The following is a 15,465-nucleotide window of genomic DNA, read 5'->3' as shown; positions in this document are numbered from 1 at the left end:
CGTCGACCGCACCAACCACCGCGCGAGCACCACCATCAACATCCTCACCGAACACCAGTTGACAGCAGCCCAAAGCCCTTAACTTCCCGGCATTGCCTCTAGCCGGCGCCGGCCAGGCCGCGCTCGCGGCGCAGCGTCGAGACCGTCATCGTCTCGTCGACCGCCTCGGGCGAGAGCACGTGGTCGAGCACCATCACCGCGCAGCCACTGATGCCCGCGCCCGCGCCGAGCCGGCTCGGCTCGATGCGCAGCCGCCGGGTGGCCAGGGCGGTGGAGCGGCGGTAGACGACCTCGCGGATGCTCGACACCAGCGGGCCGAACGCCTCGGCCATGTCGCCGCCGAGCACCACGACCGAGGGGTTGAGGATGTTGACCGCCCCGGCCAGCACCTCGCCGATGCGGCGGCCGGCCGTGCGCACGATGGCCATCGTCTCGGCGTCGCCCGCGCGCACCAGCGCGGTCACGTCGGCGATGGTGCCGACGTCCTTGCCCGCCTCGCGCAGGTCGCGCAGCAGCGCGGTGCCGCTGGCGACGGAGTCGACGCAGTCGGTGTTGCCGCAGCGGCACAACACGCCGCCGCCGTCGAGCACGGGGATGTGACCGATCTCGCCGGCCGCGCCGAGCGCGCCGCGCAGGATCTCGCCGCCGGCGATCACGCCCGCGCCGATGCGGGTGGAGACCTTCACGAACATCAGGTCGCCGAGGTCGGGGTAGGCGCCGCGGTGCTCGCCGATGGCCAGCACGTTGACGTCGTTGTCGACGAGCACCGGCACGGGGAACCGCTCGCGGATGATCGGCGGGATGACCACGCCGGTCCAGGAGGCCATCACCCGGGCGCTCTCGGTGCGGCCCTGGGCGAACTCGACGGTGGCGGGCACGCCCATGCCGACGCCCCTGACGCAGGAGCCGGGGCGGTCGCCGAGCAGCTCGTCCCAGGTGTCCATGAGCAGCGGGAGCACGACGTCGGGGCCCTGCTCGACGTCGATGAAGAAGTCGCGGCCGGCCAGCTCGCGCCCGGCCAGGTCGCAGACCGCGACCCGGGTGCGGCTCGCGCCCAGCGCGGCGACCAGGACGACGCCGCCCCCGGCGTTGAACTCCAGCCGGACCGGCGGCCGCCCGCCGGTCGAGGGGGCGTCGGTGCGCTCGACGACCAGGCCGCGCTCGAGCAGCTCGCCGACGCGCAGTTGCACCGCCGGGCGCGACAGACCGGTCACCCGGCCGAGGTCGGCGCGCGTGACGGCCTCACCCGTGCGGATGAGGCGGAGCACCTCGCCACTCGTGGCGAGGGTCGCGGCGGTACGTCGAGGCATCGGCCCAGTGAATCACATGGGCTTCGGTAATGAAAAGTGAAGACTTTTTCATCTCAGATGCCAAAACCCTGCTTGTGCACGACCCAAACTCTCGTTAGTGTCCGTTCTGTCCTTGCTTGGTAGATCAACGGAGCTTCGCCTTGTCCCCCCTCTCGACCGCCAGCCCCGCCCATACCGCCGATCTCGTCGTCTTCGGCGGCACCGGCGACCTGTCCATGCGCAAGCTGATCCCGGCGCTCTACCACAGCGACAGGGACGGCCGGCTGTCCCCCGAGACCCGCGTCATCGCCATGTCCCGGGGCGGGCTGACCGACGCCGACTTCCGCGGCAAGGTGGACGCCGAGGTACGCGACCAGGTCCCCGTGGACGACCCCGCCGTCTGGCAGCGCTTCCTGGGCCGCCTGCACCACGTCTCGGTGGACGTCGGCGGCGAGGACAAGTCGGGCTGGGGCGCGCTGACCAGGCTGCTGGCCGGTCACGAGCAGCGCGACCGGGTGTTCTACCTGGCCAGCCCGCCGATGACGTTCGGCCCCTTCTGCCGCGAGCTGGAGGAGGCCGGCCTGGTCACCCCGCTGTCGCGGGTGGTGCTGGAGAAGCCGCTCGGCCGCGACCTGCCCAGCGCCCAGCGGATCAACGACGAGGTCGGCGCCATCTTCGACGAGCGCCAGATCTTCCGCATCGACCACTACCTGGGCAAGGAGACGGTGCAGAACCTGCTGGTGCTGCGCTTCGCCAACGCCTTCCTGGAGCCGATCTGGAACTCGTTGTGGATCGACCACGTCCAGATCACCGCCGCCGAGACCGTCGGCACGCCGGGACGGCGCGGCTACTACGACCACGCCGGCGCGCTGCGCGACATGGTGCAGAACCACCTGCTCCAGCTGCTCACGCTGACCGCGATGGAGCCGCCGTCGCGCAACGACCGCGAGTCCATCCGGGACGAGAAGGTCAAGGTGCTGCAGTCGCTGCGGCCGATCGTGGGGACCGAGGTGGACCGGTTCACCGTGCGCGGCCAGTACACCGAGGCCGGCGGCATGCCGTCCTACCTGGACGAGCCCGCCTCCACGCCGACGACCGAGGCCTCGCGGCGGGTGGAGACCTTCACCGCGATCCGGGCCGAGATCAAGAACTGGCGCTGGGCGGGGGTGCCGTTCTACCTGCGGACCGGCAAGCGCATGCCGTACCGGCGGTCGGAGATCGTGGTGCAGTTCAAGGACGTGCCGCACTCCATCTTCCCCGGCGGCACGCCGAACCGCCTGGTGCTGCGGCTGCAGCCCGAGGAGGGCATCGAGCTGCACATCATGGCCAAGGAGCCGGGCGCGGGCGAGGTGACGCTGAAGCCGGTGCCGCTGTCGCTCAGCTTCGGCAAGACGTTCACCGCGCGGGTGCCGGAGGCCTACGAGCGGCTGCTGACCGACGTCCTGGCGGGCAACCCGACGCTGTTCATGCGGCGTGACGAGGTGGAGGCGGCCTGGCGCTGGATCGATCCGATCCTGGCGGCCTGGGAGTCCTCCGCCGACCTGCCCGAGCCCTACCCCGCAGGAACCACCGGCCCCGCCGGGGCCCACGAACTGCTCGGCCGCAGCGGTCGCGCCTGGCACGAGGAGGAAGACCTGTGAATTCCGTCATCCAGGAGATCACCGATCGGATCGCCGAGCGCAGCGCGGCCAGCCGTACCGCCTACCTGGCGCGGATCCGGCGCGACGGCGAGGCGGCGCGGGCCAAGGGCCCGGCGCGCGCCCACCTGGGCTGCGCGAACCTGGCGCACGGCTTCGCCGCCGCCTCCGACGAGGACAAGCTGATCTTGCGCGGTGCCGGGAGCGCTGCCAAGCCCGGCGTGGCGATCGTGACCAGCTACAACGACATGCTCTCCGCCCATCAGCCGTACGAGACCTACCCGCCCGAGCTGAAGGCGGCGGTGCGCAGGGCGGGCGGCGTGGCGCAGGTCGCCGGCGGCGTGCCCGCGATGTGCGACGGCATCACGCAGGGCCGCGCCGGCATGGAGCTGTCCCTCTACAGCCGCGACGTGATCGCCATGGCGGCCGCCATCGCGCTGTCGCACGACATGTTCGACTCGTCGCTGCTGCTGGGCGTCTGCGACAAGATCGTGCCGGGCCTGTTCATCGGGGCGCTGCACTTCGGGCACCTGCCGGCGATCTTCGTGCCGGCCGGGCCGATGACCTCCGGCCTGCCGAACAAGGTCAAGGCGCGCACCCGCCAGCTCTTCGCCGAGGGCAAGGTCGGACGGGCGGAGCTGCTGGACGCCGAGGCCGAGTCCTACCACTCCCCCGGCACCTGCACCTTCTACGGCACCGCCAACTCCAACCAGGCGCTGATGGAGGTCATGGGCCTGCACCTGCCCGGCTCGACGTTCGTCAACCCGCACACCGAGCTGCGGCACGCCCTGACCGCGGCGGCCGGCCGCCGCGCGGTGGAGATCACCGCCCACGGCCCGGAGTACACGCCGATCGGCGAGCTGGTGGACGAGAAGTCGATCGTGAACGCCTGCGTGGCGCTGCTGGCCACCGGCGGCTCCACCAACCACACGCTGCACCTGGTCGCCATGGCCGCCGCCGCGGGCATCGTGCTGACCTGGGACGACCTGGCCTGCCTGTCGCGCGTCGTGCCGTCGCTGACCAAGATCTACCCCAACGGCCAGGCGGACGTGAACCACTTCCGCGACGCCGGCGGCATGCAGGTGCTCATCGGCGACCTGCTGGACGAGGGCCTGCTCCACGGCGACGTGCTGACCGTCGCCGGCCCCGGCCTCGACCGCTACCGCGAGGCGCCCTCGCTGGTGGACGGCGAGCTGGTCTGGGAGCCGGTCACGGGCGGCAGCAAGGACCGCGACGTGCTGCGCCCGGTCGCCGAGCCGTTCTCGGCCGACGGCGGCATCCACATGGTCGAGGGCAACCTCGGCCGGGCCGTCAGCAAGGTGTCGGCGGTCAAGCCGGAGCACCTGGTGATCGAGGCCCCGGCCAAGGTGTTCGACGACCAGCTCGACCTGCTGCGCGCCTTCGAGGCCGGCGAGCTGGACGGGCAGGACTTCGTGGCCGTCATCCGCTACCAGGGCCCCAGCGCCAACGGCATGCCCGAGCTGCACAAGCTCACGCCGCCGATGGCGGTGCTGCTCGACCGCGGGCAGCGGGTGGCGATCGTCACCGACGGCCGTATGTCGGGCGCGTCGGGCAAGGTGCCCGCGGCCATCCACCTGTCGCCCGAGGCCGCCGACGGCGGGCCGATCGCGATCGTCCGCGAGGGCGACGTGATCAGGCTCGACTCGGCCGCCGGGACGCTGGAGCTGCTGGTGCCCGCCGAGGAGCTGGCCCGGCGCACGCCCGAGGGCCGGCCGCTGAGCGACGCGGAGTGGGTCGGCACGGGACGCGAGCTGTTCGCCACGTTCCGCCGCATGGCCGGGCACGCCGAGCAGGGCGCCGGGATCTTCGGGGTGAGCGGCGCCGAGTCGCCGCACCACGGCCCCGGGCTGGGCTTCCCCGCCGAGGCGGGCGCCTCGCACCTGGAGAGCGGCGCGCCCGTGGGCACGCGGGCCGCCGGGCTGGGCCGGTGAGCGTCCGTGGCATCCTTCCGGTGACGACGGCGTGCGATCTCGGCACCGTCGTCGTGGGCATCGGAGGCGTGAGCATCGGAGGTGTGGGATGAGTGCCTTTGACCTTCCCTGGCTGGTCGCCGACATCGGGGGGACCAACGCCCGGTTCGGGCTGGTCACCTCGCCGCAGGCCCGGCCGTCGAACGTCGCGGTGCTGGCCGGCTCCGCCTACCCCACGCTGCCCGACGCCGTCGACGCCTATCTCGCCGAGCACGCGGGCGGGGCGCGGCCGGGCGCGGCGTGCCTGGCGCTGGCCGGGCCGATCGACGGCGACCGCTACCGGCTGACGAACTCGGCGTGGGCCGGGTCCGTACGCGACCTGGGCATCCCGTACGCGGTGCTGCTCAACGACTTCGAGGCCCTGGCCGTGTCGCTGCCCCACCTGGAGGGCCCCGACCTGGTGTCCCTGGGCGGCCCCGAGCCCTCCCACGGCGTCAAGGCCGTGCTGGGCCCGGGGACCGGGCTCGGCGTCGGCGGGCTCGTGCCCACGGACCGGGGCTGGACGCCCGTCCCGGGCGAGGGCGGGCACGTCACGGTGCCGGTGATCGACCGGCGCGAGCTGGAGATCGTCCGGGTGCTGCAGGCCGAGGGGCTGCCGCACGTCGTGGCCGAGCACCTGCTGTCCGGCCCCGGCCTGGTACGCCTGCACCGGGCGCTGGCCAAGGTCAACGGCGTGACCGCGCCCGACCTGAACGCCTCCGACATCGTGGCCCGGCTCGACGACTCGCTCTGCGCGGAGACCGTCGAGGTGTTCTGCGAGATGCTGGGCAGCTTCGCCGGGAACGTGGCGCTCACCCTGGGCGCCAGGGGTGGGGTCTACCTGGGCGGCGGAGTGCTGCCCCGTATCGTGGAACGGGTGCGGACCAGCGGCTTCCGTGCCCGGTTCGTCGGCAACCCCGACATGCCCGGATACCTGGAGGCGATCGCCACCACGCTGATCGTCGCGCCCCAGCCGGCGCTCACCGGCGCGGCCGCCTGGCTGCGCGCGCGGGCCACCACCGAACTCGTGGGCTGAGGCCCACCCTGATCACCACTAGACGGCCGTGACCCCGGCCGATGAGGAGAAGACTCTGATGAGCTTGCTCGACCTCGCCCCCGTCATCCCCGTCGTGGTGATCGACGACGTGGCGACCGCCGTGCCGATGGCCGAGGCTCTCGTGGCGGGCGGGCTGCCCGTCATCGAGGTGACGCTGCGCACGCCGGCCGCGCTCGGAGCGATCGAGCGGATCGCCGCGGAGGTGCCGGGGGCCACGGTCGGCGCGGGCACGATCCGCACCACCGCCGACATCTCGGCGGCCGTGGCGGCCGGTTCCCGGTTCCTGGTCTCGCCGGGCACGACGTTGTCGCTGGTGGAGGCGCTGGAGTCCAGCGGCGTGCCGTACCTGCCGGGCGCGGCCACCGTCTCGGAGGTGATGGCGCTGGCCGAGCGCGGCATCAAGGAGCTGAAGTTCTTCCCGGCCGAGGCGGCGGGCGGCGTCGCGTACCTGAAGTCGCTGGCCGGGCCGCTGCCGGACGTGCGTTTCTGCCCGACCGGCGGGATCCGGGCCGAGAGCGCCGCCGACTACCTGCGGCTGCCGAACGTGGGCTGCGTGGGCGGCAGCTGGCTCACCCCCGCCGACGCGCTGGCCGCGGGCGACTGGGCCCGCGTGGAGAAGCTCGCCGCCGCCGCGGCGGCACTGCCCCGGTAGCTTCCAGGGCCGCCACGGCGGCCCTGGGCTTTCCTGCGCTCGTTCACGGGTGGTGGGCCTTGGCGTCGCCGCACGCCTTCTCTCACTCGGGAACGGGCGCGCGTCAACGACGGCGCGCGGCTGGTGGGCGCATATGCCGCAACTCTGGACCTTTCTCCCAAAACCTCCGCTGAACTGGCCCTTTCCGGCCACTCGGAGATCATCAGCCTGCGCCGAACCGGTATTCGGACGCGTGACGGCGGGGTAGGGCAAGGGATGCCAAGCCGTAGCCCCGGGAAGCCCCATCCGCTCCTCGGAGAGCGAAAGGGAGCACCATGCCGCTGGAAACGGCCCGTCAGGAACCCCTCACGCGCCCGGTGACGCCGATCGGGAGCCTGGAGCGGGGCATCGACATCCTCCTGGCGCTGAGCGCCACGCCCCGGCCGGTCAGCCTGGCCCAGCTCAGCCGGAGCACGGGCCTGCCCAAGTCCACGGCCCACCGGATCCTGGGCGTGTTGTGCGCGCGCGAGCTGGCCCGGCGGGTGGGCACCGGCTACCTGCCCGGCCGGCAGCTGGAGACGATGGCCGGCATCGCCCGCAACCGCATCCCCGGGTCGCGGCGGGTGGTCCTGCCGTACCTGCTCTGCCTGCAGGAGACCACCCGCCAGACCGTCAACCTGGCCGTGACCGCCGGCCTGGAGGCCCGCTACGTCGAGCGCCTGTACGGCCACGACCGCGTCCGGTCCCGCTCCGACGGCACCGACCTGGCGCCGCTGCACTGCACGGCGACCGGCAAGGCGCTGCTGGCCTTCGACACCGGGCTGCGCGAGGAGGTGCTCGGGCGGGGCGGCTTCGAGCGGCTGACCAGCCGCACGATCACCGGCGTCGCCACGCTGGAGCGGGAGCTGGCCCAGGTCCGCCGGTACGGCGTGGCCTACGCCCAGGAGGAGTACACCGAGGGCGTGTCGTGCGTGGCCGCGCCGGTGTTCGGGCCGGGCGGCGGCGTGTGCATGTCGGTGGGGGTGGCGGCGCCGGGCCCGTCCGCGCCGCTGGCCCGGCTGGGCCTCACCGTACGCGGCGCGGCGCAGGCGATCTCGGCCGCGCTGGTGGTGGCCTGAGGTGTTCCGAATCCTGGAACGCTCCACGGGACGCGTCCCGAAAACGTTCCGCCCAGCGAGACCCCCGCTTGCGCACCCGGCGGACGGACGATCGCATGACCCCATGAACTTCCTTCCCGTCCCGGCCACCAAGGAGGCGCCCGCGACCCCGCCAGATCAGGCCCGGACGACCCCAGGCACGCGGACGCCGACCGGAGACGGGGAGGCCACGCGTGCCTAGAGGCCTGCACAGGGCCACCGTGCTGGAGACCCTGCGCCTGGCCGGCGCCCTCCTGCCGCCGGGCACGCCGCACGCGACGGCCGGCCTCGACCTGCTGCGCTCCCGCTCCCTGCTGACCGGCCTGCACGTCCGGTACGGCGGACGTCCGGTGCTCGTCCGCGGCCCGCGCCGCACGGCGCTGGTGGTGCTGTCCCAGCGGGACGCCGAACGCGTGTTGTCCGAGCCCGCCTTCGTCCCCACCGTGCGCGAACGGGCCGCCGGCCTGCCCTACGACGTGCTGCGGCCGGCGTTCGCGGAAGTGGCCCGGCAGGAGGCGGCCGCGCTGACGGACGGCGTCGTCGACTACGCCCGGCTGGAGTCGTGCTGGCAGCGGGTGGCGCGGCGGTGCGTCTACGGCGCGGGCGCGGCCGGCGACGAGGAGCTGAGCGCCCTGCTCGCCCAGGTCAGACGGGCAGGCAGGGGGCGGGCCAGACGCCGCCAGGAGATCCTGTCCGGCCGCTACGACGCCCGCATCCTCGACCACCTGCGCCGCGCCGAGCCCGGCACCCTCGCCGGTCTGCTCGCCGAGACCAGCGGGCCGGAGGCGCGCGGCCTGCGGCAGGCGGCGTTCTGGCTGCTCGGCTTCAGCGTGACCGCCGCCAGCCTCATGCGCACCCTCGCCCTGCTGGCCACCTACCCCGTCCAGCGCAAGTGCGCCCGCGCCGACCCCGACTACCTGCGCGCCTGCCTGCGCGAGGGCCTGCGCCTGTGGCCGCCGGTCCCGGCCCTGTCCCGCCTCACCACCGAGGAGACCGACTGGTACGGCGTCCCGGTGCCCGCCGGCACCCACGTGATCCTCCCGTTCGCCCCCCACCAGCGCAGCCCCCGCCTGCACTACGCCGATTCCTTCGCCCCCGAGATCTGGCTCGACGGCACCGCCGCCGGCGAATGGTGGGCCCTGCCGCGCTGCGACGGCGTGCACCTGATGCTCGGCGTCGGCACGGCCTTCCTGGGCGGGATCCTGGCCTCGGCCCGCCCGAAGGCGACCGGCCGGCCCCTGTCCCCGCACCGCCCGCTGCCCCAGACGCTCAACGCCGCCCGCCTGCGGGTGACGATGCGCCCGCTGAAGCGGCGTCCGGGCCAGAGCTGACCGGGCTTCGTCGCCACCGGGCGGCGGCTTCTCCGTTAGAGTCTGGGGTGGAAAAAGGCGTACCGGCGGAAGAAACGGTTCGGTTTGCGACGGGATGACGACGGCGAGAGGACGGCGACCGTGGGGCGCTCGGCAGGCACTCCGCTGAAGCCTGAGGATCCGCCGGCGATCGGCCCCTACGAGCTGTTGAGCCGTCTCGGCTCGGGGGGCATGGGCACCGTCTACCTCGCCAGGGGCGCCGACGGGGTCAAGGTGGCGCTCAAGGCCATCAGGCGTGACTTCACGGCCGATCCGGTCTACCGGGCGCGTTTCCACGAAGAGGTGTCCAACGCGCGCAAGGTGGCCTCGTTCTGCACCGCGCGGGTGCTCGACCACGGCGAGGACCGCGGGGTGCTCTACCTGGTCACCGAGTACATCGACGGCATCTCGCTGGAAGACCAGCTGATCGAGCACGGCGCGCTGCCGCCGTCGGTGCTGCACTCGGCGGCCGTGGGCGTGGCGGCGGCGCTGACCGCCATCCACGCCGCGGGGCTGGTCCACCGCGACCTCAAGCCGGCCAACGTCATGCTGACGCTGGCCGGGCCGCGAGTGATCGACTTCGGCTTGGCGCGCTCCACGCACGTCGCGTCCCGGCACACGAACGCCGGCATGGTGATGGGCACGCCCGGATGGATCGCTCCCGAGCAGGTCTTCGAGGGGCACACCAGCCCGGCCGGCGACGTGTTCGCCTGGGGCTCGCTGATCGCGTACGCGGGGCTCGGCGGGCATCCGTTCGGCGAGGGGGACGCGTACGTGATGGCGGCGCGGGCCCGTACCGCGCCGCCGGACCTGCGCGGCCTGCCCGCCCCTCTGGACCGGCTGGTCGCCGCGGCCATCCACCCCGACCCGGCGCGCCGGCCCGCGGCCAAGCAGCTCCTGCTGGAACTGGTCGGCGCGGCCGACGAGCCCGCAGCCCAGCTGGCGGCCACCGAACACCTGACCAACGCCTGGAACCCCTCGGAGTTCCGCCCCCTCGGCCACATGCCCCCACCCGCCGAACGCACCGGCCCCCCGCACCCGCCCTCACCGGCGGAACGCACGGGGCCTCCGCACCTGCCCTCACCCGCGGAACGCACGGGCTCCCCCCATCTGCCTCCTCCTGCGGAACGCACGGGCCCCCGCCCTCCGATGCCCTCCGCGTCGGGTTCTCGCCCCCCGATGCCCCCGTCCCCCGACCGGACGGGGTCCCGCTCCCCCATGCCCCCCGCTGCCGAACGCACGGGAGCGGGCTCCGCGATGCCGCCTTCCGCCGAGCGCACGGGCCCGCGTCCACCGCACGCGCCCTCCCCGGCCGAACGCACCGGCCCCCGCCCGCCCATGCCCGCCGCCGCAGAGCACATGGGGCAGCGGCCCCCCATGCCTTCGGGCATGGAGCACCCTGGGCAGCAGTCCGCCATGCCGTCGCCTGCCGAGCGCACCGGACCGCGTCCGCCGCAGATGCCCTCCCCGGCCGAACGCACGGGCCCTCGCCCGCCCATGCCCGCCCCCACGGAGCACCCGGCACCTCGCGCGCCGCAGATGCCGCCTCCCATGGACCGGACCGGGAACATCCCGCTCCCCCACCACCAGACCACCGGCCAAGCCCCCCTACCGCCGCACACCACGGGCCAGGGACCGCTGCCCGGGTACCCGCCTCCGCGCCGCAAGCGCGGCGTGTTCACCGGCTGCATGACCGCGCTGGTGATCGTGATCGTCCTGTTCGTGGTGCTCCTGGCCACCCTGGCCTGGATCTTCCGCTCCCCCGCCATAGGCGAGGAGGGCCCGGTACAGGACGGAAAGCTGAAGTTCGCGGTAACCGGCACAAAGTGCCCCAAGCCAGCGAAATCCGCCTCCCGCCGCACCTGCCAGGTCACGGTGAAAGTGAACAACGTCGGCCCCGACGCCCGCGTCCTCTACCCCGGCCAGCAGAAGCTGATCGACGAGGACGAGGCTCTGCACGGCGGCAGCAAGCTCCTGGACAAGAGCGGCACGGAGATCACCCCGGTCCGCATCGCCCCGAGCCAGTCCTTCACCGGCACGCTGGTGTTCGACCTGCCGAAAAGCGCCGAGCCGGCGGGCCTCGAAGTACACGACTCCGGCCTGAGCGCCGGAGCCCGAGTAGCCCTGAGCTAACCAGCGACTCAGACCTAAGCGCCAGAGCCCAAGTAGCCATGGGCAAGCCGAGAACCAACCCTCACATCCCGGCAAAACGCCGCCCTGGATCGCCACCCCTCACCACCTCGCACCGACCAGCTAGCCCCACGCCAAGCCGTGTCTGTCAGGGCCATGGTCTGTTGGCGGTGTGATGGCGGCGTCACTCGAAAAGCCAGGACTCCGGATGAGAAGGCAGGACCAAGGGACAAAAAGGCACGGCTTGCGACAAGGGCACTCCCCCGTTCCGATGAGTCCCAGGGCTCTGCCCCCTCAGAACCCCTGCTCCGGCGACACCACCCCTTCCATCGGAGCGCCGTCGGCGAAGTGGCGCACGTTCGCGGCCACGCGTTCGGCCAGGCCGCGCCAGTAGGACGACGGCGGGTTCGCCGTGTGCGGCGTGATCAGGACGTTGTCCATGTGCCACAACGGGTGCCCGGACGGCAGCGGCTCCGGGTCGGTGACGTCCAGTGCGGCACCACCGATCCGTCCCTCGCGCAGCGCCGTCACCAGGTCATCGGTCACGACGAGCGCACCCCGGGCGATGTTGACCAGCCAGGCGTCCGTACGCATCAGGTCAAGCTCGGGAGCACCGATCATGCCCTTGGTGCTCGGCGTGGTCGCAGCGGCGAGGACGACGTACGCGGCCTCCGGCAGCGCCTCCCGATAACGGGCACGAGGCAGTATCCGGTGCGCACCGGGCGCCCGGCCGCTGTCGGTGACCGCGATCACCGGACAGCCGAACGGCTCCAGCATCCTGATGAGCGCCCGCCCGATGCCTCCACAGCCGATGATCGCGACCGTCGAGCCGGCGAACTCCTTCGACTCGTTCCTCCCCCACTCGGCGGCCCTGGCCAGCCGGGGCAGGTTGCGGGCCGCGGCCAGCATGAGCGCGAGCGCGTGCTCGGCGACGGGCACGCCGTAGGAGCCGGTGGCGGCGGTGAAGACGGGCTCCTCAGTGATCACTCCGGCCTCGGCGTACCGCTCGACTCCCGCCGCGGGCAGCTGCACCCACCGGATGCCGTCATGGATCATGGACCGCAGCTCCTCGGGGCCGCCGCGCCCGTAGTAGACGATCGCCTCGGCCTCCTCCAGCGGCACGACGCTGCCGCCCGACCGCCGTACGGCGTCGACCAACATGGGTACCGGCTCAGGGCCGACGTGGACGGCGACGCTCATCGGGGTACCTCCGTGACGTGCTCGCGGCTGTCGGCCAGGATCTGCTCGACCTCGTCGCGGGCCCGTCCGACGATGTCCGCGGCGGCCTGCGCCGCCTCGGCAGCCCGCCCGGCGGCAATCGCTTCGGCGATCTCGTGGTGGAGTCCGATGGCGGTGGTCTCCAGGCGTTCGGGCAGGAGCAGCAGCTCGCGTCTGGCTTCGAGCAGCACTTCGGTCACCTCGGCGAGCTGGGCGAACATGCCGTTGCACGACGCGGTCAGCAGCACCCGGTGGAAAGCGGCGTCTGCCGTGACGTAGGCCTGGCTGTCACCCTCACGAGCGGCGGCGTCCATGGCACGGGCGTGGGTGGCGAGCTCGTCCGGCACGCGGCGGTCGGGCCTGGACGCGGCGAGCGCGGCGGCGGCAGGCTCGACCGCGGCGCGCAGCTCGGCCAGCTCACGCAGCTGCGCCTCACGCCCCGGCGAGGCCAGCCGCCAGCGGATCACCTGGGGATCATAGAGGTTCCAGGCGCTCATCGGCCGTACGGTGACCCCGACACGAGGACGGCTGGTGACCACGCGCTTCGACTCCAGCACGCGGACGGCCTCGCGCGCGACGGTCCGGGAAACCCCGTACCGCTCCTGGACGTCCTCCAGGCGCAACACCTGCCCCGCACGGATCTCCCCGGCCACCAGCGACCTGCCGACCGCGTCGAGCACCTGCCCGTGCAGGCCCCGTAGTGTCTCCACGCTCATCGGGCCCCCGCCAGCCCGGCCAGCAGCGCCGCAACCCGTTCAACCGCGGCACCCGGGCCGCCCGAAGTCAGCGCCGATCCCATGCCGCAGGCCACGGCGCCGGCCGCGATCCACTCGGGCGCATCGTCCACGGTCACGCCGCCGGTGGGGATCGCCGGCGCCTGCGGAAGGGCGGCCCGCACGTCGCGCAGCCAGGCGGGTGAAACGCCCGACGCTGGAAAGATCTTGACTGCGTCCGCCCCCTCTTCCAGGGCACGAACGATCTCGGTCGGGGTCGCCACGCCCGGGAAGACCGGCACGCCGTAGCGGTGCCCGGCGCGGATCACCTCAGGGTGCAGGCCGGGTGAGACCAGGAAGCGCGCGCCGGCCTCCACGGCGGCCCTGGCAGCGGCCGGGTCGAGGACGGTCCCCGCCCCGACCAGCGCGTCGGGCCGCTGCTCGGTGAGCCTCGCCACGGCGCTGAGGGCGCGGGGCGTGGTGAGCGCGACCTCGACGGCACGCAACCCGGCATCCAGCACGGCCTCGGCCGACGTCAGCGCCGCCTCGGGCGTGGCGGCCCTGACGATGCCGAACACGCGTTGCTCTGTGACAGCCTGGACGATCTCCCAGCGGTACATGACTTCCTTTCTTGGTTTCCTCACCAGCGAACAGCTAGGGCGAGCCGCCCTCCGTGGTGACGCACGATCCCCGCCTGGCCACCCAACGCCCGGCCCGCCTCTCCCCGAACCGCCTTCATCCCGACCTCGTCAGCTCATGGACGGACTCATTTCTCGCATGCCCACCTCAGCTCCGACCTCGTCACCCCACGCACGGACCGCCTCACGCATGCCCACCTTCAGGTGAAACCGCCTCCACCGCACTTGCCGGTCCACCGTCGAAATGTCCTTCAGTCGCCTCAACCTGGAACAGGTCCCTTCGCCCGAGGCTCGCATCCTTCGATGGCCGCTTTCCGCATGCACCCTCTTCGAACCAGCAGCCCTCCACGGGCTCTCCGGCTTCGGCATACCGTCTTCGGATTCCCCGTTCATCGAGGCGGCCGACATGGCGGCCTCACCCATCCGGACAAACCCCTCCAGCAGACTCGGAATTCACGTTCGCTCGTCCTCAACGGGTTCATACGGCGCGAGAGGCCAGTTAGCGCAGGCCCCCGTCGCCATGTACATCATCAGCAGACCGGCATCAGCGTCACGAACCTCCGGCGTGGACGGCCTCGAGCTCCGTACTCGACCACCTTCGACAGGCTCGTAGTTGGTAGAAAAACGACTTCGATGAATCAGTGATCAGCAGTGGAGGTTCTTCGGTAGTGATCGCGCTCTTGGCGGCGGAGAATCTTCGGCTGGTTCGCGGGTCATCGATGGACCGTTTCGGCGTGCCCCGTGAAGGCGGCCAAGGCACGATCCAGGCCCGGCCGGTCCGGAAGGCCGTCGGTGTCGGCGGCGCACTGGACGACGAGTGCCGCCACCGCCGCCGCCTCGCGCAGGCACACCTCGTACGACTCACCGCGCAACATCCCCGACAGGAACCCGGCGGCGAAGCCGTCTCCTGCTCCCACGGGATCGGCCACCGGCACCGTAAACGCCTCCTGCCGCAACCCTGCGCACGTGGCGGACTTGTCCCGGTGCTTGACCACGGTGAGGCCAGGCAGCGTCGCCGGGTCGACGTGGAGCAGGTCGAGTTCGTCCTCACCGGCCAGCACCACGTCCGCCCTGGACAGGAGCGGCGCCACCCGCTCGCGCCACGCCGCGGGTTCGCCCAGCTTGTAGCGGATGTTCGGGTCGATGGAGACGAGCGCTCCGGCCTGCCCGGCCAGCTCCAGCAGCCGCAGGGTCGCCAGGTGTGCGGAATCCGACAACATCGGAGTGATGCCCGTGACGTGGACGATCTTCGCACCGTTCACCATCTCCGGCGTCAGCTCGTCCGGCCTCAACCTGGACGCGGCGGCCCCGGAACGGTAGTACTGCACGTCGATGGCCCGGAAGGGATGACTGTCGCGCACCAGCAGACCGGTCGGCGCACCGGGGTCGACGACCGCGTGCCGGGTGTCGACACCCTCGGCTCGGAGCATGGACAGGACCGCCCGGCCCGCCGGGTCAGCGCCGACCCGGCCGAGCCAGCGCACGTCATGACCCAGTCTGGCAAGTCCCGCGGCCACGTTCGACTCCGCGCCCGCGATGGAGCGACGGAACAGCGTGGCACGCTCCAACGGGATGCCGGGCTCGGCCAGCATCAGAAGCATGGCCTCACCGCACACCACGACGCTCATGACTCGCCCATCTCCTGTCGTTCCGGATCCGTCAACGGTGCTATCACGTCATGAACGACAAGAGAAGGA

The 15,465-nt window shown here is 72.6% G+C and carries 12 protein-coding genes; 7 read left to right on the top strand and 5 right to left on the bottom strand.

The annotated features are described in order from the left end of the window. Positions 1–98 precede the first annotated feature (98 nt). Positions 99–1,310, bottom strand: coding sequence for an ROK family protein (locus tag ACIBK9_RS41380; protein WP_397164367.1), 1,212 nt, complete (start codon positions 1,308–1,310; stop codon positions 99–101). 215 nt (positions 1,311–1,525) lie between these two features. On the opposite strand from ACIBK9_RS41380, the gene zwf reads away from it, so the two are divergent. The 7 genes from zwf (at position 1,526) to ACIBK9_RS41345 (ending at position 11,202) form a co-directional block, all read left to right on the top strand. Next, a complete protein-coding gene (gene zwf, locus ACIBK9_RS41375) occupies positions 1,526–2,929 on the top strand; it encodes a glucose-6-phosphate dehydrogenase (RefSeq protein WP_387645503.1) in 1,404 nt (467 codons plus the stop codon). Next, a complete protein-coding gene (gene edd / locus ACIBK9_RS41370; RefSeq protein WP_397164365.1) occupies positions 2,926–4,878 on the top strand; it encodes a phosphogluconate dehydratase in 1,953 nt (650 codons plus the stop codon). Before zwf ends, edd begins: the two co-directional genes overlap by 4 nt. Positions 4,879–4,966: 88 nt before the next feature. Beyond that, a complete protein-coding gene (gene glk, locus ACIBK9_RS41365; protein ID WP_358292894.1) occupies positions 4,967–5,932 on the top strand; it encodes a glucokinase in 966 nt (321 codons plus the stop codon). Between the two features lie 58 nt (positions 5,933–5,990). After that, entirely contained in the window at positions 5,991–6,605 is a 615-nt protein-coding gene (eda, locus tag ACIBK9_RS41360) for a bifunctional 4-hydroxy-2-oxoglutarate aldolase/2-dehydro-3-deoxy-phosphogluconate aldolase (RefSeq protein WP_352351613.1), read from the top strand. A 314-nt stretch (positions 6,606–6,919) separates the two neighbouring features. After that, the gene (locus ACIBK9_RS41355) at positions 6,920–7,702 is read left to right on the top strand and encodes an IclR family transcriptional regulator (RefSeq protein ID WP_397164362.1); all 783 of its coding nucleotides are present in this window, start codon (positions 6,920–6,922) and stop codon (positions 7,700–7,702) included. A 212-nt stretch (positions 7,703–7,914) separates the two neighbouring features. Further along, positions 7,915–9,051 (top strand): cytochrome P450, encoded by a 1,137-nt coding sequence (locus ACIBK9_RS41350; RefSeq protein WP_397164360.1) that lies wholly within the window; start codon positions 7,915–7,917, stop codon positions 9,049–9,051. A 120-nt stretch (positions 9,052–9,171) separates the two neighbouring features. Continuing rightward, positions 9,172–11,202: a protein kinase gene (locus ACIBK9_RS41345; protein WP_397164358.1), complete on the top strand. Its 2,031-nt coding sequence runs from the start codon at positions 9,172–9,174 to the stop codon at positions 11,200–11,202. 291 nt (positions 11,203–11,493) lie between these two features. On the opposite strand, the gene ACIBK9_RS41340 is transcribed toward ACIBK9_RS41345, so the two are convergent. The 4 genes from ACIBK9_RS41340 to ACIBK9_RS41325 form a co-directional block, all read right to left on the bottom strand. Next, positions 11,494–12,399, bottom strand: a complete 906-nt coding sequence (locus ACIBK9_RS41340) for a D-isomer specific 2-hydroxyacid dehydrogenase family protein (RefSeq protein WP_397164356.1) — start codon at positions 12,397–12,399, stop codon at positions 11,494–11,496. Beyond that, positions 12,396–13,127: a FadR/GntR family transcriptional regulator gene (locus tag ACIBK9_RS41335; RefSeq protein WP_397164354.1), complete on the bottom strand. Its 732-nt coding sequence runs from the start codon at positions 13,125–13,127 to the stop codon at positions 12,396–12,398. The genes ACIBK9_RS41340 and ACIBK9_RS41335 overlap by 4 nt, the downstream gene beginning before the upstream one ends. 2 nt (positions 13,128–13,129) lie before the next feature. Beyond that, on the bottom strand, positions 13,130–13,750 hold the full coding sequence (locus tag ACIBK9_RS41330) for a bifunctional 4-hydroxy-2-oxoglutarate aldolase/2-dehydro-3-deoxy-phosphogluconate aldolase (protein ID WP_397164352.1): 621 nt from the start codon (positions 13,748–13,750) through the stop codon (positions 13,130–13,132). A 731-nt stretch (positions 13,751–14,481) separates the two neighbouring features. Then, on the bottom strand, positions 14,482–15,396 hold the full coding sequence (locus ACIBK9_RS41325; protein ID WP_397164350.1) for a sugar kinase: 915 nt from the start codon (positions 15,394–15,396) through the stop codon (positions 14,482–14,484). Positions 15,397–15,465 lie beyond the last annotated feature (69 nt).

The organism is Nonomuraea sp. NPDC050227 (genome assembly GCF_044459705.1).
In the GTDB taxonomy this organism is placed as follows: Bacteria; Actinomycetota; Actinomycetes; order Streptosporangiales; family Streptosporangiaceae; genus Nonomuraea.
Note: the sequence above shows the minus strand (reverse complement) of the source record. Positions and strands in the feature narration are given on the sequence as shown.